The organism is Dyella jiangningensis (assembly GCF_003264855.1).
Lineage (GTDB): Bacteria > Pseudomonadota > Gammaproteobacteria > Xanthomonadales > Rhodanobacteraceae > Dyella > Dyella jiangningensis_C.
Genome location: NZ_NFZS01000001.1, coordinates 953,233 through 974,422, shown reverse-complemented (window position 1 = coordinate 974,422; position 21,190 = coordinate 953,233). Strand labels below are relative to the sequence as shown.

The 21,190-nt window shown below is 66.8% G+C and carries 12 protein-coding genes and 1 pseudogene; 5 read left to right on the top strand and 8 right to left on the bottom strand.

The genetic code is table 11. From position 1 onward, the window contains the following. Positions 1 to 433 precede the first annotated feature (433 nt). The 3 genes from CA260_RS04210 to CA260_RS04200 all read right to left on the bottom strand — a co-directional run bounded on the left by CA260_RS04210 (position 434) and on the right by CA260_RS04200 (position 8,143). A complete protein-coding gene (locus CA260_RS04210; protein WP_111981164.1) occupies positions 434 to 4,543 on the bottom strand; it encodes a hypothetical protein in 4,110 nt (1,369 codons plus the stop codon). A gap of 251 nt (positions 4,544 to 4,794) precedes the next feature. Further along, positions 4,795 to 5,307: a lipocalin family protein gene (locus CA260_RS04205; protein ID WP_238149606.1), complete on the bottom strand. Its 513-nt coding sequence runs from the start codon at positions 5,305 to 5,307 to the stop codon at positions 4,795 to 4,797. Between the two features lie 151 nt (positions 5,308 to 5,458). Then, complete coding sequence (locus CA260_RS04200) at positions 5,459 to 8,143, bottom strand: M1 family metallopeptidase (protein WP_111981162.1); 2,685 nt, start codon at positions 8,141 to 8,143, stop codon at positions 5,459 to 5,461. A gap of 194 nt (positions 8,144 to 8,337) precedes the next feature. Here CA260_RS04200 and CA260_RS04195 point away from each other — a divergent pair, with 194 nt between their 5' ends. Then, positions 8,338 to 9,096, top strand: coding sequence for a response regulator transcription factor (locus tag CA260_RS04195; protein WP_111981161.1), 759 nt, complete (start codon positions 8,338 to 8,340; stop codon positions 9,094 to 9,096). Positions 9,097 to 9,129: 33 nt separating this feature from the next. On the opposite strand, the gene CA260_RS04190 is transcribed toward CA260_RS04195, so the two are convergent. Continuing rightward, positions 9,130 to 10,440: a sensor histidine kinase gene (locus CA260_RS04190; protein WP_111981160.1), complete on the bottom strand. Its 1,311-nt coding sequence runs from the start codon at positions 10,438 to 10,440 to the stop codon at positions 9,130 to 9,132. 392 nt (positions 10,441 to 10,832) lie between these two features. On the opposite strand from CA260_RS04190, the pseudogene CA260_RS21070 reads away from it, so the two are divergent. The 4 genes and pseudogenes from CA260_RS21070 to CA260_RS04170 form a co-directional block, all read left to right on the top strand. Further along, a pseudogene (locus CA260_RS21070) lies at positions 10,833 to 14,573 on the top strand (ESPR-type extended signal peptide-containing protein); the annotation flags it as partial. 77 nt (positions 14,574 to 14,650) lie between these two features. Continuing rightward, positions 14,651 to 16,573: a S8 family serine peptidase gene (locus tag CA260_RS04180; RefSeq protein ID WP_111981158.1), complete on the top strand. Its 1,923-nt coding sequence runs from the start codon at positions 14,651 to 14,653 to the stop codon at positions 16,571 to 16,573. A 134-nt stretch (positions 16,574 to 16,707) separates the two neighbouring features. Beyond that, complete coding sequence (oxyR, locus tag CA260_RS04175) at positions 16,708 to 17,649, top strand: DNA-binding transcriptional regulator OxyR (RefSeq protein WP_111982997.1); 942 nt, start codon at positions 16,708 to 16,710, stop codon at positions 17,647 to 17,649. Positions 17,650 to 17,656: 7 nt separating this feature from the next. Continuing rightward, the gene (locus CA260_RS04170) at positions 17,657 to 18,256 is read left to right on the top strand and encodes a hypothetical protein (protein WP_111981157.1); all 600 of its coding nucleotides are present in this window, start codon (positions 17,657 to 17,659) and stop codon (positions 18,254 to 18,256) included. A 408-nt stretch (positions 18,257 to 18,664) separates the two neighbouring features. On the opposite strand, the gene CA260_RS04165 is transcribed toward CA260_RS04170, so the two are convergent. The 4 genes from CA260_RS04165 to CA260_RS04150 all read right to left on the bottom strand — a co-directional run bounded on the left by CA260_RS04165 (position 18,665) and on the right by CA260_RS04150 (position 21,139). After that, positions 18,665 to 19,198 (bottom strand): adenine phosphoribosyltransferase, encoded by a 534-nt coding sequence (locus tag CA260_RS04165; RefSeq protein WP_425479685.1) that lies wholly within the window; start codon positions 19,196 to 19,198, stop codon positions 18,665 to 18,667. 70 nt (positions 19,199 to 19,268) lie between these two features. Beyond that, positions 19,269 to 19,547: a DUF2007 domain-containing protein gene (locus tag CA260_RS04160; protein WP_111981156.1), complete on the bottom strand. Its 279-nt coding sequence runs from the start codon at positions 19,545 to 19,547 to the stop codon at positions 19,269 to 19,271. Between the two features lie 184 nt (positions 19,548 to 19,731). Further along, positions 19,732 to 20,178, bottom strand: a complete 447-nt coding sequence (locus CA260_RS04155) for an NfeD family protein (RefSeq protein ID WP_111982995.1) — start codon at positions 20,176 to 20,178, stop codon at positions 19,732 to 19,734. A 13-nt stretch (positions 20,179 to 20,191) separates the two neighbouring features. Beyond that, a complete protein-coding gene (locus tag CA260_RS04150) occupies positions 20,192 to 21,139 on the bottom strand; it encodes an SPFH domain-containing protein (protein WP_111981155.1) in 948 nt (315 codons plus the stop codon). Positions 21,140 to 21,190 lie beyond the last annotated feature (51 nt).

Here is a 21,190-nt window from a genome sequence, read left to right as displayed (position 1 = left end):
TCCTTGGGTGACGCCCGGAGGCGTTGGTATTGCGCGTTGTGGATGGAGATTGAGGTACGTTGAGAAGGTGCGGTCGCGCACTGGGTGCGCTCCTACAACGTCTTGGCAACCTGTATTGCCCGTGCTCCTTGGGTGACGCCCGGAGGCGTTGGTATTGCGCGTTGTGGATGGAGATTGAGGTACGTTGAGAAGGTGCGGTCGCGCACTGGGTGCGCTCCTACAACGTCTTGGCAACCTGTATTGCCCGTGCTCCTTGGGTGACACCCGGAGACGTTAGTATTGCGCGGTGTGGGTGGAGATTGAGGTGCGTTGAGAAGGTGCGGTCGCGCACTGGGTGCGCTCCTACATGATTACAAAGCTGTTTGTAGGAGCGCACCCAGTGCGCGACCGCAGACTCCACGAAAACGCCACGGCTTCTACCGTGGCGTTTCCTTTACTCCGCGGCCTGCGGCACCGGCGGCGGCTCCACTGCCTTGGGCTTGCGCGGGCGCCAATAGCCACCGCGACTCCACGCCTCGAAGCCCCAGCGCAACCATCCGATGAGCGCGTTCGCCAGCCACAGCGCCCACAGCAGCATGGCGATCTTGTAGACCCATATCGATACGCTGAGCACGCCGGCGTGCGGCAAGGCATCGTCGGTGTGGTCGGCGAACCAGTCCAGCTGCCAGGCGGTGGAGTGGTTGCCGACCACATGCATGTCGGGAAGGCCGAGCAGCCCCTTCGGCACCGCCGACACGAGCACGGCAAGCGCTGCAAGTGTCACCACCGCCAATGCGCCTTGGCCCAAATTGAAGCGCATGCGGAAGTGATCGGGCATCACGTAGCGCGCGCGCAGACCCAGCAGGATCAGCCACGCCACCACGAACGCATAGGCACCCCAGGCGAAGGCGGAGAATCCCAGCCCCAGCAATAGCCATTGATGAAAGCGCAGCGGCGTGGGCGCATAGCGCGCGAGCAGCCAGGCGGCGATCAGCAGCACGATCAGCTGGGACCAGTACAGCACCGCCGGCCCGGAGGTCGGTCCCCAGGTCCACAGCACCCACCGGTTCTCCGGCAGCGTATGCAGCTGCGTGATATTGGCTGCCGGCGCGCCGAGCGAGAGCGATGGCGTACGCGTGCTGAAGCTCACGCCTTGCGGCTCGCGCAGGCGCAGCGAGTACTGATGCGTTCCCGGCAACAGTGGCAGGCTGAGCTTGCCGTCGCGAATGGCAAGGTTGAGCGGCGCTCCGTCGCGACGCGCGTCGAGCAACTCCGCTCCCGCAGGAAGCCCGATCGCATGCTCACCGCCTCGCGTGCTGCGCGCCACGAGCGTCAGCTCCGACTCCGTCACGCGGTCGCCGGCATGGCTCGCGACATTCACCAGGTCGAACGCCAGGCTATCGCCGGGTACTGCCTTGGGCTGGGTGATCACGACCTGCAGGCTTTCGCCCGGCAGGGGCTGGAAACTCCATCCATTGTCGCTGACGGAGCCGGGCACGCCCTTCGCGTCCACATGCCACATCGGTGCCGACTGCAGCACCCATTGCTCCGCGCGCTCGCCCAGGGCCGGTGCACTCAGGGCCAGCGTGTCCGTGCGATCCAGGCGGCTCGTCCAGCTCACTTCGCGCTGACCGGCCGTGAAGGTGATACCGACGCGGCCATCATGCACGCGCGCGTCGTCCCCAAGCGGATGCTCGCCAGGAAGCAAGGGTAGATCGAGGCTGAAGCCGCCCTCCTCCGGTGCAATGCGCTCCACGGTGTTGCGCACCGTCCACTGCGTGCCCAGTTCCAGCGTGCGCGTCAGCTTGACGTACGGGGGAAAGGTCTGCGCGACTACGTCGACGCCCTTGCCATCGCTGCTGGCACGCACGCGATTGAGTGCGAGGCTGTCGCCGAGCAGGCGATCATCGTCCATGCCATCGGCTTTCCAGCCGTCGCCGTTGAAGACGACACGTTGCGGGCGCAACGGAAAGCGCAACGTCGCGGTGTCCGCCGAGGTGACGCCAAAACGCAAGGCGACGCGATGCACGCCACGGTCGAGCTTGACCAGCAGGTTGTCGTCCATGCGCAGCAGCTCCGCGTCGCGGCCATCCACCGCCACCGACTGCAGCGACACGGCACCGCCACCTTGCGGCATCGGCACGGCGATCGCGGCGCCCGCATGTATATCGAGATCCAGCGCGAGGTGATCGCCATTCGCTTGCACCGAAGCCTGTGCGACGGATACACAATCCGGCGCGCACGGCGGTGCCTCGATCAGTCGATCGTGATACTGCCTGAGCAGCTCGCTGCCTGGTGTCGACTGCGCGTGGGCTGCATGCGGCAGCAGCATCAGCGCCAGCAAGGCCACCGCTCCACCGGTCCTCAAGCCAAGCCATGGCGCCTGTCGTGTCCGGATCAGAATCAAGGCCAGCTTGCCCAGCAGGGCCGCCAGCATCGCTAGCATGGCGATGCGAAGCAGGCGAACCAGCCACGCCGGCGCGATCACCAGGCGCGTGGTCTGGCCGCTGGTGATGGGTCCGGACCAACCCAGCACGTAGTCGTTGCGATTGTCCCACTGCGGCACACCGCGCCCCGCCTGGACGATGCTGTGCGCATCCATCTCCTGCCCAATGGTGTTGGCGGCCGTGATCCGCGAGCCGGTCACGGTGACGGAGCTCAGCGGCGCGGCGCGCAAGGCGGAGGGCGCCTTGGCCTTCTGCATGACCACTGGTGCCATCCCTGCCGCGACGATGTCCTGCGGCGGTGCGGGAGCAGCGGGCGGTGGCGGCAGCGCGTTGGTCGATGCCTCTTCCACGGCAGGTGCCTCCGCAGACACGATGCGCTCTTCATCCAGGCCAGCTGCCGGCGCGTATTGCAGCGTGCCGCGCTGTTCCAGTTGCGGATGCAGTGCGTAACTCATCTGCGTGCTGGCAAAAGGCAACGCCCACAACACCGCCAGCGCAAGCAATGCACCCGCACCGATGCGCGCAAACCCCCGCAGGCGCCCCTCGGGCAAGGCGCGCATCAGCAAGGCCAACGCCAGTGCGGCAGCAAGTGTCCACCGCGGCGCACCACCTTCGTGTTGCGACAAGGCGAGGAAGCCAAGCGCGACCAGCGCCCACGGCCAACCCACCAGGCGACCCGCAAGCAAGGCGATCAGCGCCACCACGAACAGGTCGAGCAGGCTCCATTGGGCGATCCACGAATCCGGCGAGCGATCCACGCCCGACGCGCCGATCAGTCGGTAGCCATGCGGCAGGTGCAGCGTTGCGTTGATGGCTTCCAGCGGCGCCTGCCAGCCACCACTGGGCATGACACCCCGTTGCGGAAAGCGCAGGCCGGCCGAGAGATCCACCGCCGTTTCGCGCAGCTCCACGCCGGAAGGCGACTTGTCCCTCGACGTCACCAGCAACGGCATCCCGCTCTGCGATGCGTTGAGCAGTTGCCACGGCGCCGCCACGTCGAGACGCAGGCTGCGGCGTAGCGTGCCGGCGAGATGATCCGCCACGGTGAAACCGCCGCCGTCGAAATCCAGCCAGAGCTGGCGGTTCAAGGTGAGCTGGTCGCCCTGCCCGCCTTCGCCGCCGCGTGTCCCCTGCTCGATCGTCAGGCCATCGCCGTCGTCGAGCACATACGCAGGCAGCGCGCTCCAACCGCCGGGCACGTCGGCTTGCGCCGCATCGGTGGCCTGGCCTTGCACGCGCGTGCTGCGCAGGCCCGGATCATCGGCATAGCTCCAGATTTCCTGCCGTGGCCACGGCTCGGCCGGAAGATGCAGTGCGATGCGCGAAAGCACATCGGTGCCACGCGCGTCCACGTTCAGCTCCCACTGACCGGGCCGCAGCTGGATGCGCAGGCGTCCGTCGTTCTCCAGTCGTGCCGGCACGTCGCCATCCAGCGACGTGGCGACAAAGCCAGCGGGCAGCGCCGGGCCCAACAACAGCTCGCGCGCACTGCCGGTGACGTTGAGCTCCAAATGTGTTTCCAGCTTCGGCGGCATGCCATCGGCAAGCCGGCGGAACACGCGCACCGACAAGGTATCGGCCGCGCGCTGCGTGGCCGCCGCTTCGCCCAGGGTGAGCTGGTCGCCGTTGCGCTCGATGCGGCTTACTGCGTTGCCATCCAGGGTCAATGCCACAAGGCCGATCGACTCGGGTACGCGCAGGCGCGCGGGCCGACTGCTCCACGGCAAGCTGCCGCGCAGCGCATAATCACCGGGTTCGAGCTGCAAGGCCGGGGCATTGTCGTGTTCCAGCACGGCCACCGGTTTGTTGTCGGCGCTTACCTGTTGCGGCCAGTGCTTCGCATCGCCCGGCAACGCAACCCAGCTGCGCGCATCCACATGCACCTGGAAGCTGAAGCGCGCGCCATCCTTGTTCGCGTCCAGCGCGAGGCGACCGGGCCATGCACAAGGCCGCTCATCGGAACCGCCTATACCCGCAGCCAGGATCGGACACGCGTGCGTGGGCACATCGTGCAGAACCCACTCCTTCCAGTCGCGCAGCGCGGGCGGGGCTTCCTGAGCCAACACCGGCGTCGCCAACAACACGAGCGCACCTAACCATTCCCACGGACGACGCATGTCTTTCTCCCTGACTACCCGGGTGGGTCGGCCCCAATGTAGGGGGCGAACGAAGCGCGCGACAAGCGCCTTCGAACGTCTAACGGGAAAGATGCGTCGCCGGGGTTAAAGCGTCATCGGATGAATCCTGTGCGCCGGCCAGCTTCCGTGATGCCCACCATGCTCCTCATGGGGCTCCCCAGTTTCCACGCGCTGAAACCCGGATACGCATGCCTGCACGCCGGGAAAACAGCGCACTTATCATGGCGCCCTCAGCCCACCGGGCCGGTCATGATCAGCTTGTCGACCGTGTAGCCGCGCAGCACGGCGCGATCGCACAATTCGTCGAACAGCGACTTGTCCATGCGCGGCGTGCGCGAAAGAATCCACAGGTATTTCCGGCTCGGGCTGCCGACCACCGCCCAGCCGTAATCCGGATCGAGATCGATCACCCAATAGTCGGCCCACACGAACGGCACCCAGGCGAGCCATGCAGGAGCAAAGCGTACTTCCAGCGCGCCCGCGCCGCCTTTCCCAGGACGGGCCAGGCCTTCGACGACATCGGCGACGTCATGGCGCGTGCGGCATACGTTGCGCACGTCGAGCTTGCCGTCGGGACGCAAGGTGTAATCGGCCGTCACGTGGTCGACGCACTGCCGCTGGAAAACCATCGGCAAGTGCGCGATCTCGTGCCAGTGTCCCGCGTAACGCGCCAGGTCGATCCGAGGGATGGGCTTGTTGACGAGGCCATCGGCCAGCGAAGGTACGGTCGTTGCGGCGGACATGCGTCTCTTCCGAAGCGTCGGCAGCATTCGATATAAGAGGCGCCTGGTCGGCACGGCGTGACGGACGGGCGAAAGCGCGGCGAACGCCTGGGCCGCACATAAAAAAACGCCGGACGGTTCACACCGCCCGGCGTTTTCATTCACCAGGACCTCAGCGAAGAATCGCGGCAGCGTCCTGCTTCTGCGCCAGCGAGTGACACAGCACGGTGGACTCGGTGGCCTGCGCGAGGCCACGCTCGGCACCGCTCACCTGCTTGGCGCGATCCTTGAAGAAGGACTGCAGGCGATCGGCTTCGTCCTGCGAGCAACCGCCGCCACCGATGAGTTCCGGCAGGCGACCGCCAGAGAAGCTGCCGGTGCGGTCCACGATCTTGTCGTAGTGGGTGGTGGCCCACTGCCACGATTCGTCGCGTGCCTTGCGGGTGTCGCGACCACCGCGCAGCAGCATGCTCATCTCGCCCACCTTCACCTTCTTGTCGAGGGCAAAGTCGCGCACCTGGTTGGCCAGCGCGGGATCGTTCACTTCGCTCAGGCCGGCGAGCATGGCGTTGCGGAAGGCCGGATCGCTGGTCTGCGGCACTTCGGCGATCAACGCATCCACCGCGGGCTTGCCACGTTCCTGCACGGCCACGCCAAGCGCGGCGCCAAGCAGGTCGGAGTCGGCCGCCGTGAGGTCGAGGTGACCATCGGCCTTGCGCTTGAGTGCGGCGTCGCCCTGCTTGAGCAGTTCGGCGCGCACTTCCGGCAGCTTCACCGTCAGCGCGAGTTCGTCGGCCAGCGTATTGCGCAGCAACGAATCGGTGTCGGCCTCGTTCGCCTTGCGGTGGTAGCCCAGCTGCTGCATGCGCGGCAGGTAGGCGGCCTTGGCCCACGCGGCGAGCTTGGCCCGCTGCGCATCGGTCTGCGCCAGGTTGCGGTAGATCCAGTTGAAGCTGGTCAGCGGTGCGGTGGCCACTTCGCGCGTCCTGGACGAGGTCAGCGGCTTGAGCGCAGCGAGCACATCGGCGGCATCGAGGTCGCCGTGCTTGAAGCTGGCGTATACCGCATCGGCGTAGGCGAGCTGCTCGGCATCATCGAGCTTGTTGATCTGCTTGCCGAGGTTGGCCAGGTCGTTCCTGGCCATCGCGAAACGGTAGTAGCCGCTGCCATTGGCATTTGGCAGCACCCAGGTGCCCTTGCTCGCGCCTTCGAGCACCATGCTGCCTTCGGCCTTGTCGAACAGTTCGCAGCTCACCTTGGTGCCGCTAGCGGTCGCGAAGCGCACGCACATCGGCACGCCCCACACCTGGTTCGCTTCACCCTTGCTGCCCACCGGCAGGTAACGACTCTGCGTCAGGTGCAGCACGGTCTTGCCGTTCTCTTCCGTCAGCCTGGTCTGCACGTACGGCACGCCCGGCTGGTTGAGGAAGCTCTTGAAGGCCTGCTTGAAGTCGTTGCCCTTGTCGGCGGCCTTGGCGATGGAATCGATCAGGTCATCGGCGGTGGCGTTGCCGAACTTGTGCTCCTGGATATACGCGCGCATGCCCTTCTGGAACACCGGCTCGCTCACATAGCCTTCGAACATGCCCAGCACCGCGGCACCCTTCTGGTAGGTGATGCCGTCGAATGCGGTCTCGATGTCACCGTTGCCAGTGATCGGCTGGCGGATCTTGCGCGTGGTGACCAGGCTGTCGCCGTTCATCGCGCCCTGCGCGCCGCGCACGCGGTCGAGGTCGGCGCGGTATTCCGGATGCACCTTCTGCGTCACCTTCTGCTGCATCCACGTGGCGAAGGCTTCGTTGAGCCACAGATCGTCCCACCACGCGAGCGTCACGGTGTCGCCGGTCCACTGGTGCGCGAGCTCATGCGCGGTGACGTTGAACGAACCGCGCACGTAGTTGGCCGGGGAATCCGGATCGAGCAGCAGCAGCCAGTCGCGGAAGGTCACCAGGCCCGGGTTTTCCATCGCGCCCGCGGAGAAGTCCGGCGCGGCGAGCAGGTCGAGCTTGTCCCACGGATAGCCGAAGCCGTAGTAGTCCTCCAGCGTGTGGATGATGCTCGGCGTTTCGCCCAGCACGTGCTGCATGCGATGACCTTCGCCCTGTGCGGCGATGCCGCGCAGTTCCAGGTTGCCCTCGCGCTGCGCGGTGGCCGAGATGTCCGGGCCCTTCACCACGTCCCACGGGCCCACGCCGAACGCGACGAGGTAGGTCGGCAGCGGCTTGGTGGTGGAGAAGGTCAGCGTCTTCCAGCCGTCGCCGGCCTTCTCTTCCTTCACCTGCTTGGTGTTGGCCACGCCCACTTCATCGCTGGGAATGGTCAGGCGAATGTCGAACGGCGTCTTGAAGCCGGGTTCGTCGAAACCGGGGAATGCGAAGCGCGCGCTGATGGGCTCCATCTGCGTCATCGCATACGGCTGGCCCTTGTGGCTCACCTTGTACAGGCCCTGCAGCTGCTGGTTGAGCGGTGCGGTGTACTCGAATGCCACGGTCAGTTCCTGCGGCTTCAGCGTGGTGCCGAAGTCGATGCGCACCACGCCTTCCTGCGGCGCCACTTCCACGTACTTGCCGGCGTGCTTCTTGCCGGCGGCATCGGTCACCGTCACCTTGCTCACCTTCAGCTCGCGACCGTGCAGCCAAAGGTGATCGGACGCCTGGTCCAGCTTCACCTTGATGCTGGTGGTGCCGGAGAAATCCTGCTGGCGCGGATCGACCTTGAAGGCGAGCTGATACGACTCCGGCACCGCCCAGCGCGGCAGCTTGCCGTGCGGTTGGTCATCGGCGGCCGGCGCGGCCAGCGCGGCGGCGCAGCAGGTCGCGAGAGCGGTGAGAACAAAAGGACGAACGAGACGATGCATGGTTGGGTACTCCCCTGGAACAGACACAAACGCTGACGCTAGGCTGACCCGTGACGAACGACACAGTGCCAGAAGGCATGGATGATCCTGGCGCTGCGCCCAAGGCGGGACGCATATCACCGGGCCAAGATCTTGCGGAAGCCGCGCGATGGCTTGCTATAGTCTGACGACAGCCCGCACGACGAGCGCGATTCATGAAGAATCCCGACCACACCACGCACCGCAGAAGCGCCACACCGGCGCGCGTGGCCGTGCTCGAGGATGATCACGACCTGCGCGAAGGCATCCTCGTCCCGGGCCTGCGCGACTTCGGTTTCGACATCACGTCCGCCGGCACCGCCGCCGAGCTGTATCGGCACATGCTCAAGCAGTCGTTCGACATGGTGGTGCTGGATATCGGCCTGCCGGACGAAGACGGACTGAGCGTGGTGCGTCATCTGCGCGAACTGTCGGACCTGGGCATCGTGATGCTCACCGGCAACCACGGTCGTCTCGATCGCATCCAGGCGTTGCGCGACGGCGCCGATGCGTATCTCTCCAAGCCGGCGGATGTCGAGGTGCTGGCTGCCACGCTGCACAGTCTTTCCCGTCGCCTGCGCGGCGGCACCGTGGAGACACCCTCGACGGTGGCCGCCATGGGCGACAGTGCGCGCGGACGCTGGCATCTGGATACCGATGGCTGGTGCCTGGTGTCGCCGCGCAACAGCGTCATCGCACTGACCGTGCCCGAGCGCAGCCTGCTCAATGTGTTGATCGCCTCGGCCGGCGCGCCGGTCGGTCGCGAAACATTGATTGCCGCGCTCACCGAAGACGTCTACGACTTCGATCCGCATCGGCTGGACATGCTGATCCATCGCCTGCGACGGAAGATCGACGACCAGACCGGCGAAGCCTCGCCGCTGCTTACGGCGCGCGGCACCGGCTACGTGTTCGTGGCGGAGATGCAGCACTGAGATGGCGATCGCCGCGAGCGCGGCGATGCTTCCTCACGCGTGAAGTTCGGTTTCCCCGGAGCGGTTGCGCACACACGGCAGCCCGATGCGGAAACGCGTGCCCTGCCCCGGAGCGCTATGCACCTCGATGCGTCCGCCCGCCGCCGACACCAGGTCATTGACCACGGCGAGGCCAAGCCCCGTGCCGCTACCCGCGGGCTTGGTGGTGAAGAACGCTTCAAAGATACGCGCCTTCACCTCTTCCGACATGCCGATGCCGCTGTCGGCCAGCACCAGCTCGACCGTGTTCGACGCTTCGTCACGCTGCGCGCCCATGCGGAACACGCCGCCATTGGGCATCGCATCGCGCGCGTTGGCCGCGATGTTGAGCACCAGCAGTTCGAACTGCGTGCGATCGAAACGGATCGACAGCGGCTCGTCGCATTCATCCAGTTCCACGCGCACGTTCGCCGCGAACAACTGGCCCACCATCGGCCACAGTTCGCGCAAGGCTTCCTCGACGGAAAGCACTTCCAGCCGGGTCGGCTCTTGTCGACTGAAGGTCAGGAGACGTCCTGTCAACGACATGCCACGGCGGGCGGCTTTTTCCACGCCCTGCATGGCATCCACCAGCGCGTTCGTGCCGCTGTCCGCCAGCCGCTCGCGCCGCTGCGCGTAACCCAGGATCACGCCGAGCACGTTGGAGAAGTCGTGCGCCACGCCGCCGGCGACGCGTCCCACGGTTTCCAGCTTCTGCGCATGGATCAGCAGTTGCTGCGCACGTGCGCGGTCTTCCATCTCACGATGCAGGCGCGCGTTGACCACCTGCAGCATCTGTCCGCGAGCATTCGATTCGGTCAGGCTCTGGCGCAGCGCGGAAATGGTCCGGTCCAGCATCAACCCGACGATCAGGTAGCTGACCGCCATCGGCGCCTTGTTGTTGAGCTCCCACTGGAGCGGGCCACGCGCGATGTGCTGGGCAAGATCCGAGGCAATGCCGAGCCCGAAGATGGCCATCAGCACGGCAAGCACCAGCCACAGCGCGCGACGCCCCAGCGCGAGGCCGCCGAGGCCGAGCAGCAACAACGGGAAGGGATCGTTGGTCAGGCGCTCCAGCCCGATCTGCGAATACGCCAGTGCCGCCGCGGACAACATCACCACCAGGTACAACCGCACGCCCGGCCGGAAGCGGCCCGTGCGGACGAGGTAGAAGCATCCCCACGCGGCAGCCGTCATCACGGCGTCGGTGACGATGTCCATGATGAAAGCCTGGGCCGACATGCTGTGGCGGTAGCCGGTGAATTGCAGCTGGATCAGCTTGTTCAGCGGCACCACGCAGCCCATCACGATCAGCAGCACATGCACGAAGGGTGAGTTGCGGCGATCGACCGGATCAGACAGTGGAACCCCTGAGAGCCATGCTCCGATGGCTCGCCATGCCTGTTTGACCACACTAGCCCCCGACCTGACTGCTCCCCCGACAGTTGTCGCATGTGTCGGCGCCGTGAGCAATGGTGAGTTTGCGTGATCTTGCAAAACTCACTGCAAGCTCGCGTGGAGAAACGTGCGTGACTCCACACCCTCGCCTACCGAATCTTCGCTCCGACGATTTCCTGACGTTCGACGTCTAGACGTCCATGCATCGCCAACGGGCAATGGGGATTGCCCGCGATGCTGAAACGCCGCGAATGCAGCCGCCTGAGCAGACGGCAGCTGCTTCAACCATCACCGGGGAGTGAAGCGTGAACAAGATCCACAGCAAGATCTGGAGCAAGTCGCTCCAGCAGCTCGTCGTTGCCTCTGAATGGGCCAAGGCCAATGGCAAGGGGCGCGTGAATCGTCGCCTGCGTGCCGCGCTGGCTTGCGGCCTGAGCATTGCCGCCCCCATGGCGGCCCAGGCAGCGGGAGCCGGTGCCACCGCCTTCGGCACCGTGCCGTGGATCGCCGCACTGTCCACCTCGGTTGCGCCGGCCTCCGGCAATGTCCCGGTGGGCTCCGGCTATTTCGTGGGCACCGGCCTGAACGATGGCAGCGACGACGTCGCGGCGGTGGGCAACACCGCCACCGCCGCGGGCGCCTCAGCCATGGCGGCGGGCGATGACAGCGTGGCGATGGGCGCACGCAGCCTCGCCTTGGGCACGGCCTCTACCGCCGTGGGCGCGGACAGCCTGGCCCTCGCCGACCAGAGCGTCGCGCTCGGCAACAGCAGCAACGCCACCGGCGTGCAGTCCACCGCCGTGGGCAACCAGAGCTACGCGCAGGCCGACTACAGCACGGCCGTGGGTGGCGGCAGCTTCGCGCTGGCCACCGGCGCGACCGCGCTCGGCAACGGCGCCAACGCGATCGGCGAGTTCAGCACCGCCACGGGTTATGGCGCGGTCGCCACCGGCGACCATTCCAGCGTCTTTGGCGAGAACGCGCAGTCCGCGGGCGTCTCCAGCGTCGCCATCGGCAGCAACAGTCTTGTCCAGAACGACAGCGGCACCGCCATCGGCGCGAACAGCCAGTCGTACAACGGCGGCATCGCCATCGGTTACAACGCCATCAACAACGCCGCCCTGGGCACCGCCATCGGCAACGGCGCGCAGGCCAATGGCGCCTTCAGCGTAGCCGTGGGTGCGGGTGCGGAAACCAATGGACCCGGCGGTTCGGCCTTCGGCACGTTTGCGGCCGCCGACGGTTGGCAGAGCACCGCGATCGGCAGCGGCGCGTGGGCGCAGAGCTTCAACTCGCTGGCCGTCGGTGCCGGCGCCACCGCGGATGCGGGTTCGGCGGCGATGGGCACCGGCGCCAATGCGGCCGGCGGCTCGACCGCAATCGGCAACGGCGCCTTGGCGGGCGCCAATATCTATGACACCAATGGCAACCTGATCGGCACCAACTCCGCCACGGCCGTGGGCCAGGGCGCGTATGCCTCGGGTGCGGACAGCACGGCGATCGGTGGAGTTTCCAGCGCGTCGTGGAGTGCTGCCGTCGCGACCGGCAACAGCGGCACCGCGCTGGGCGCGGGCTCGATGGCCGGCGCCGATGCCAACAGCCTCACCCACGGCGACTACACCACCGCACTGGGCACCGAAGCGTGGGCCACCGAAGACGGCGCCACCGTCGTGGGCTACAACAGCTACGCGCAGGCGGTGAATTCCGCGGTGCTCGGCAGCAATGCGTGGACGACCAAGGACGCCACCAACAGCGTGGCGCTCGGCGCCGGCTCACTGGCCGATCGCGCGAACAGTGTGTCGGTCGGTGCAGCGGCTGACTGGCAGGATGCCGCCGGCGTGATCCATCCGGCGATCAGCCGCCAGATCACCAACGTCGCCGCCGGCACGGCAGACACCGACGCCGTCAATGTCGCGCAGCTCAACCAGGTTGCGGGCACGGCCAGCCATTACCTGCAGGTGTCGGGCACGGGCGATGGCAGTGATGACGCGATTGCCAGCGGTGACCTGTCGCTGGCTGCAGGTTCGGGCGCGGCGACCTACGCCACTGGCGGCACTGCCGTCGGCACCGGTGCGGTGAGTCTGGGCGAGTTCGGCACTGCGACGGGTTATGGCGCGCTGGCACTGGGCGACCATTCCGCAGCTTTCGGTGAGAACGCGCAGGCCAATGGCGTGCAATCGACGGCGATCGGCAGTAACAGCGTGGCCGATACGGACCAGGCAACGGCGATCGGCAGCAACGCGCAGGACTATGGTGCCGGTGTCGCCGTGGGCGCGAACGCCGTCAACAACGGCGCGGCCGGCGTGGCCGTGGGCAATGGCAGCATCACCAATGGCGCCTACGCGGTTTCCATCGGCTTCCACGCGGAAACGGATGGGCCGTTCTCCACGGCGGTGGGTGGTTTCTCGTTGGCGGGTGCATGGCAAGCGAGCGCGTTCGGCGTGGGCGCCTATGCCGCCGCGTGGGAAAGCACCGCACTCGGTTCCAACGCCTACGCCAATGGCGGCTATGCCACGGCGGTGGGTGCGGAGTCGTCGGCCACCGGCCAGTCGAGTACCGCCGTGGGCAGCATCTCCGGCTTCTTCGGCGGCGGCGCGAATGCGTCGGGCGCTTACGGCACCGCCGTGGGCGCAGGCACCAACGCCAGTGGCGCCAACAGCACGTCGGTCGGCGTGAACGCGCTCGCCGGCATCGACGGCAACTCGACCAGCAACGCCGACTACACCACCGCGCTCGGCTCCGAAGCGTGGGCCACGGAAGACGGCGCCACCGTCGCCGGCTACAACAGCTACGCGCAGGCGGTGAACGCCACCGTGCTCGGCAGCAACGCGTGGACCACCAAGGACGCCACCAACAGCGTCGCGCTCGGCGCTGGCTCGCTGGCGGATCGTGCGAACACCGTGTCGGTCGGTGCATCGGCCGACTGGCAGGACGCGGCTGGCGTCACCCACTCGGCGATCAATCGCCAGATCACCAACGTCGCCGCCGGCAGCGAAGACACCGACGCCGTCAACGTCGCGCAGCTCAACCAGGCGCTGTCCGGCATGAACGGCAACCTGGGCGGCACGATGGACAGCCTCGGCGGCGGCATCGCGCAGATGCTCGGCGGTGGCGCGTCGTACGGCACGAATGGCTTCACGGCGCCGGCGTACCTGATCCAGGGTTCCACCTATGCCAACGTCGGCGATGCACTAGGTGCGCTCGACAGCGCGATGAGCGGCGCCATCAGCAACATCACCAACCTGACCAACCAGGTGAACGGCATGGCCGGCAACGGCCAGCTGGAAGCAGGCACCGGCAACGGCCTGGCGGTGGGCCACGGCAGCGTGGCGACCGACGGCCGCGATACCGCCATCGGCAACGGCGCGGTGATCGGTGCGGATGGCAGCACGGCGGTGGGCAACAACGCCACCATCGCAGCCAGCGCAACCAACGCGGTAGCCGTCGGCGCCGATTCGAATGTGAGCGCTGCTTCCGGCACGGCCGTCGGCCAGGGGGCATCCGTCACCGCGAATGCGACCAACAGCGTCGCGCTGGGCGCCAACTCCGTGGCTGATCGCGCCAATACCGTGTCGGTCGGCAGTGCGGGTGCGGAACGCCAGATCACCAATGTGGCCAGGGGCACGGCGGCGACCGACGCGGCGAACGTAGGCCAGGTGGACGAAGCGCTGCAGACGGCCAAGACCTATGCCGATGCCGGCGACCAGGCCACGCTCAGCAGCGCCAAGGCGTACACCGACAGCAAGCTCGCCAGCGGCGTGAGCACCAGCGACTTCAACGCCTTCAAGGACCAGGTGAACGACCAGTTCCACACGGTCAACACGCGCCTGGATCGCGTCGGCGCGATGGGCTCGGCCATGGCCGGCATGGCCGGCGCGATTGCCGCCGCGCCAGGCACCGACAACCGCGTCAGCGCAGCCGTGGGCGGATACCACGGCCAGGGCGCGCTCGCCGTGGGTTACGCGCACAGCCTGCCGGGCAATGGCGCCGTGATCGTGGGCGGCACCGTCGCAGGAGGCGGCGAATCCAGCGGCACGGTCGGCGTCAGCTTCGGCTGGTGACGACCACTGGCGGCCTTTCGCGGGGAGTCGAAGGGCCGCCCTCTTCGTTTCAACCTTCATCATCCGGGGAACAACGCATGTCCTATGTCTGCCTTATCCGGCGCTCCGCGCTGGTCGCCGCGCTGTCGATGTCCATATCCGTGGCGTTTGCCGCGAACACGACGGCACCCGTGGCGAAGACCACGATCAACGTGACGTCCGTCAACGCAACACATGACCGCTTCATCGTCACCTATCGCTCCGGCACCACCGAGCGCGCCAACCACGCCGCCGTCGTGCAGAACGTGGCCGCCGCACTCACGCGCGCCGGCGTCAAGCTCGCCGCCACGCGCACGCAGTCCACGCCGGTCACCTATCAGCGCAAGCTCGGCACCGGCGCGGAACTGGTGCGCACCAGCCGCAAGCTGAGCCAGCAGGAAGCCAATGCGCTGATGCAGCAGCTCGCCGCCGATCCGGCCGTGCTCAGCGTCCAGCCAGACGTGATGATGCACAAGACCGCCGTCACGCCGGTGGTGCCGAACGACCCGAAGTACGCGACCTACCAGTGGCACATGCGCGCCGGCGACGGCACGATGGAAACCATCGGCCGCGACACCACGTCGTTCGCCAACCGCGGCGGCGCGAATGTCGCCAACGCATGGAATCTCGCCGACGGCACGGGCATCACCGTGGCCGTGCTCGATACCGGCATCACGCAGCACTCGGATCTGGACATGTCGCTGGCCGCATCGGGCTACGACTTCATCAGCGATGCGTTCGTGTCCGGTCGCGCCGACAACTCGCGCGTGCCGGGCGGCTGGGATCTGGGCGACTGGACGACCGATCCGGTCTACACCGATCCCACGACGGGTTGCGTGGACGCCTCGCAGGCGGAAGACAGCAGCTGGCACGGCACCCACGTGGCCGGCACCATCGCCGAACTGACCAACAACAACCTCGGCTTCGCCGGCGTCGCCAACAAGGCGCGCGTGCTGCCGGTGCGCGTGCTCGGCCATTGCGGCGGCTATACCTCCGACATTGCCGACGCGATCACCTGGGCCTCGGGCGGTCACGTGGATGGCGTGCCTGACAACACCACGCCCGTGCAGGTCGTCAGCATGAGCCTGGGCGGCGAAGGCAGCTGCACGGCGGACGACGCAACGGGCTCGGCGATCGCGGGCGCAATCAGCCGCGGCGTGACCGTGGTGGTCGCCGCCGGCAACAGCAACAGCGATTCCGCCTACTTCTCGCCCGCGAGCTGCCCCGGCGTCATCACCGTGGCTTCCAACGGCATCACCGGCAAGCGCGCGTTCTATTCCAACTACGGCACCGGCATCACGGTGTCGGCACCGGGTGGCGGCGGTTACGCGAACGACGCCAGCAGCGGCACCATCGTCGATGCCGGCTTCGTGTGGTCGACCATCAACACCGGCACGCATGCACCGGTGGCCGAAGGCTACGGCGGCATGGCGGGCACCTCGCAGGCCACGCCGCACGTGTCGGGCGTGGTTGCGCTGATGGCCAGCGCACGCAAGACGCTGGGCCTGGCACCGCTGACGCCTGCGCAGGTGCGCAGCGTGCTGATCGGTACGGCACGCGCGTTCCCGAGCAAGCCCGACCAGACCATCGGCGCCGGCATCGTGGATGCCTACGCCGCAGTGGTGAAGGCCTCCAACCCGGCCACGACCGATCCGACCGCCGTGCAGCTGATCAATGGCACGCCGGTGACTGGCCTTACGGGCAGCGCCAGCGACACCCTGTTGTACGCACTCGACGTTCCGGCCGGCGCACGCAGCCTCAACCTGCGCACGCTCGGCGGCACCGGCGATGTCTCGCTGTTCGTGAAGGTGGGCACCGCGCCCGCGTTGGACGGCTCCGACGCCACCTACAAGTCGGTGAAGCCGGGCAACAGCGAGTCGGTGGTGATCAGCACGCCGACCGCCGGCACGTACTACATCCGCGTGGTGGGCGTGGCCGACTTCAACAAGGTCACCCTGCTGGGCAGCTTCATCGCCCCGTAAGCGCTCTCCCTTGTTGTCCCCCGAGGCCCTGGCGTTCGCGCCGGGGCTTTTTTTTCGGGCGGAGCCGACTATTGTTATCACCGATGGAAGCCACCACAATCATAGATATAGCCTATGAAATGGGTGGATGCCTGATGAACCTGCGCGACCTGCACTATCTCGTCGCCCTTGCCGAGCATCGGCACTTCGGCCGTGCCGCCGAGGCCAGCTTCGTGAGCCAGCCGACGCTGTCCACGCAGATCAAGAAGCTGGAAGACGAGCTGGGTGTCGCGCTGGTGGAACGCACGCCTCGCAAGGTGCTGCTCACCGAAACCGGCCGCGAGATCGCCCGTCGCGCGCGGGGCGTGCTGTCGGAGATCGACGAGATCAAGGCCATCGCGCAACGCACCCGCGATCCGGAGTCGGGAACGCTGCGGCTGGGCATTTTCCCTACGCTTGGCCCTTACCTGCTGCCGCATCTGGTGCCGCTGGTGCGCAAGCAGTTTCCGCGGCTGGAGCTGCTGCTGGTGGAGGAGAAGACCGAGCAGGTGATCCGCATGCTGCGCGAGGGCTCGCTGGACGTGGGCATCCTCGCCCTGCCCTTGCACGAAGACAGCCTGCACACGGAGTTCCTGTTCGAGGAACCGTTCGTGCTCGCCGTGCCGGAGGAGCATCCGCTCGCGCACAAGCAGAAGCGCCTGAAGCTGGACGATCTCGAAGACGAAAGCCTGCTGCTGCTGGAAGACGGCCACTGCATGCGCGACCAGGCGTTGGAAGTCTGCCAGCTGGCAGGCGCCGGCGAACGCTCGGGTTTCCGCGCCACCAGCCTGGAAACGCTGCGCCAGATGGTGGCGGCGAACGTCGGTATCACGCTGCTGCCGACACTGGCGATCAAGCCACCGGTAGCGCGCACCGACAACGTGCATCTGCTGGAATTCGCCGGCCATCCGCCGAGCCGGCGCATCGCCCTGGTGTGGCGCAAGAGTTCGTCGATGGCGCCGTTCCTCAGCCGCTTTGCGGAAGTGATCCGCAGCCTGCCGCCCGACCTGCTGCAGCCGGACGTGGCGGAAGCCAAGCCGGCCAAGCGCGGACGCTGACCGCCGCATGCAACGCTTCCTGCTGATCGCCGTGGCGCTGATCGTGGCGCTGGGCGCTGCCCACTGGTGGCGCCATCGCCCGCTCGCGCCCTCACCCGGCATGCTGGCTGCCGGCGTGCCCGAGCAGATCGATCTCGACGATGGCGCGTCCTTGCAGCGTGGCGACGTCATGCTGCGCACACGCGCGCATTTCGCGCTGACGGCACGGGTGTTGTCGCGTGAGGACTATCACCTGGACGCCGGTGCCAGCCTGGCGCCGGTCGACCTTGCGCTGGGCTGGGGCCGCATGTCCGACAGCGACGTGCTGAAGGACATCACCATCAGCCAGGAGAACCGTTTCTATCACTGGCACGTCGATCACTTTCCGATCCCGCGCCGCGAAATCGAAACCTCCAGCGCCAACATGCACATGATTCCCGCCGACGACACCGTGCGCCGCGAACTCGAACGCGTGCGCACCGGCGAGGTCATCCATCTCGAAGGCTTCCTGGTCGACGCAAGCCGCCCCGATGGCTGGCACTGGCATACATCGATGACGCGCGACGACACCGGCAATGGCGCGTGCGAGCTGGTGTATGTGGAGAGCATTGCGCCGGCGACGCCATAGCCACCCCCTGTAGGAGCGCACCCAGTGCGCGAAAGCCTACGGAGCCCGGACCGCAAGAACCCGGCAATCACTCACCCTGTGCGCGACAAGCCTACGCAGCCACACCACCGATGCGCCGCGGTCGCGCACTTGGTGCGCTCCTACAACAGAGCGCGTAGCAGCTTGCCGAAGCGTGAAATCGCTTTTCCTGTGGGAGCGCACCCTGTGCGCGACAAGCCTACGAAGCCATGCCACCGATGCGCCACGGTCGCGCACTGGGTGCGCTCCTACAACAGAGGGCGTAGCAGCTTGCCGAAGCGCGAAATCGCTTTTCCTGTAGGAGCGCACCCAGTGCGCGAAAGCCTACGGAGCCATACCACCGATGCGCTGCGGTCGCGCACTGGGTGCGCTCCTACAACGAACGGGGACTCAATAACGCAGCAACGCCTGCAACATCGCACCGTCATCCCGCCAACGCGCGCGGCCCTGCAGCGCCGCCAGCTCGATCACCACGCTCGCGCCTACCAGCTTCGCACCAAGCCTCTCCACCAGCGCACGTGCCGCGGCCATGGTGCCGCCGGTAGCCAGCACGTCATCGACGATCAGCACGCGCTCGTTCGCGTGCAAGGCATCGTTGCGCGCCTCCAGCCTGTCGACGCCGTATTCGAGCTCGTAGTCGATGTGTACCACCGGAGGCGGCAGCTTGCCGGGCTTGCGCAACGGCACGAAACCGGCGTGCAGCTTCTGCGCCAGCGCGGCACCGAAAATGAAACCACGCGATTCGATGCCACACACCGCCTGCACGCCGCTGCCCTGCCAGGGCTCGGCCAACGCATCAATGCAGCGGGCGAAACCGCCGGCATCGGCGAGCAGCGGGGTGATGTCGCGGAACACCACGCCCGGCTTCGGAAAATCCGGCACGGCGCGGATCAGCGATTCGATCTGTTGCAGGGAAATAGCCAAGGACGACTCCGATGTCCGCGCGCGGCGGCGCTGTTCACCGCTCAGGATAACGTCCGCACCGACGAAAAACTCAGCCGAACGCCGGCTGTGGTGCGTCCGGATCCTCGTCGGGATCGTTTAGCGCCAGCCGTGCCTCGGACAGGTCGCGCTCCACTTCGCGCACCACCCGTTCCGCCGCGGCGAGACTCGCTTCGGGCACCAACACCGCGACGTAGTCCAGTGCCGGCAGCTGGCCCACGCCGCCGGTGAGGTATTCGCCGGAAACGAAGGCGGGAATCTCCGCGCGCTCCAACGCGTCCTTCATCAGGTGGGCGTCGATGAGGCTTTCGGCTCGGTAGGCGATACGCATGGGGCCACGCTAGCGCTGAAGGGGTACGAGGAGCAAATTCAGGCGTGGCACGTGTCGGCCAGGTGAAGAGACGAAAACCGCCTCCTGTAGGAGCGCACCCAGTGCGCGACCGCAGCGGGTCGGCTTCACCTCTCCGTTGGCTTATCGCGCACTGGGTGCGCTCCTACACGTGATCTGAGGTGACTCAGTCGATGGCCCGCACCAGCAAGGTGGTGCCGTCGACGCCCACGACCTCCACCATGCTGCCCACCGGCAGGTCCGGGCCACGTACCAACCAGAGGCTGTCGCCAACCTTCGCCTTGCCGCGCCCGTTGACGATCGGCTCGGCCAATACGTAGCGCTGGCCGATCTTCTGTTCGCCACGGCGATTGAGCTGCGCACTGCCCGGCTCGTCGTGCATCAGCCGCGGACGCAGCCAGTACCAATAGGCGGCACAGGAGAGAAAGGCCAGCACGGCGAACGACACCGCCTGGGCCAGTGCGGACAAGCCTGGCAACACCAGCACGACCAGCCCGGTGACACCGGCCGCGATGCCTATCCACAGCATGAAGTAGCCCGGCAGGATCACCTCGACGGCGATCAGCACCAGGGCGAGGATCCACCACCAGTAGTGCAACGCGACCTGTTCCATCATGCGGCTCCGCTCAACGCACCGGTGGCGGCACGCGGCGCGTGTCGCCCTGTTGCTGGCCCAGCGACTCCTTCGCCAGCTCGGCGATTCCCGCCAGCGAACCAAGGATGCCGGTGGCTTCCATCGGCAAGAGCAGCATCTTCTGGTTGGGCGAGTTGGCCATTTCCTTCAGCGCCTCGACGTACTTGTTGGCGACAAAGTAGTTCAGCGCATTGATGTTGCCGTTGGCGATCGCGTCCGACACCAGCTTGGTCGCCTGCGCCTCGGCCTCGGCCAGGCGGATGCGCGCCTCGGCTTCGCGGAACGCGGCTTCCTTCTTGCCTTCGGCTGCCAGGATCGCCGACTGCTTTTCGCCATCGGCCTTGAGCACCGCGGCCTGGCGGAAGCCTTCGGCCTCCAGGATGTTGGCGCGCTTCTCGCGCTCGGCCTTCATCTGGCGTGCCATCGAATCGACCAGGTCGCGCGGCGGCGCAATGTCCTTGATCTCGATGCGATTGACCTTGACGCCCCACGGATGCGTGGCCTCGTCCACCACGGTGAGCAGCTTGGCGTTGATGGCGTCGCGCTGGCTCAGCGATTCGTCCAGGTCCATCGAGCCGAGCACGGTACGGATGTTGGTCATCACCAGCGCCAGCGCGGCCTGCTCGAGGTTGGCCACTTCGTACGCGGCCTTGGCGGCGTCCAGCACCTGGTAGAACACCACGCCGTCCACGCGCACCACGGCGTTGTCCTTGGTGATGACGTCCTGCGACGGCACGTCCAGCACCTGTTCCATCATGTTCATCTTGCGGCCGATGCCGTAGATGAAGGGCATCAGGAAATGCAGGCCCGGCGACAGCGTGCGCGTGTAGCGACCAAAGCGCTCCACGGTCCATTCGTAACCCTGCGGCACGATGCGCACCAGTTTGGCGAGCACGATCACCGCGACAACGACGACTACCAACGCAAAAAGCTGACCCACGGCCCTGTCTCCCGATCCATGAAAACTCTTCGGAGTATAGGCGAGCTGCGT

Excerpts from the sequence above, each read along its gene's own strand:
- CA260_RS04210 (WP_111981164.1), bottom strand. The coding sequence starts at position 4,543 with ATGCGTCGTCCGTGGGAATGGTTAGGTGCGCTCGTGTTGTTGGCGACG.
- CA260_RS04205 (WP_238149606.1), bottom strand. The coding sequence starts at position 5,307 with ATGTCCGCCGCAACGACCGTACCTTCGCTGGCCGATGGCCTCGTCAAC.
- CA260_RS04200 (WP_111981162.1), bottom strand. The coding sequence starts at position 8,143 with ATGCATCGTCTCGTTCGTCCTTTTGTTCTCACCGCTCTCGCGACCTGC.
- CA260_RS04195 (WP_111981161.1), top strand. The coding sequence starts at position 8,338 with ATGAAGAATCCCGACCACACCACGCACCGCAGAAGCGCCACACCGGCG.
- CA260_RS04180 (WP_111981158.1), top strand. The coding sequence starts at position 14,651 with ATGTCCTATGTCTGCCTTATCCGGCGCTCCGCGCTGGTCGCCGCGCTG.
- oxyR (WP_111982997.1), top strand. The coding sequence starts at position 16,708 with ATGAACCTGCGCGACCTGCACTATCTCGTCGCCCTTGCCGAGCATCGG.
- CA260_RS04170 (WP_111981157.1), top strand. The coding sequence starts at position 17,657 with ATGCAACGCTTCCTGCTGATCGCCGTGGCGCTGATCGTGGCGCTGGGC.
- CA260_RS04160 (WP_111981156.1), bottom strand. The coding sequence starts at position 19,547 with ATGCGTATCGCCTACCGAGCCGAAAGCCTCATCGACGCCCACCTGATG.
- CA260_RS04155 (WP_111982995.1), bottom strand. The coding sequence starts at position 20,178 with ATGGAACAGGTCGCGTTGCACTACTGGTGGTGGATCCTCGCCCTGGTG.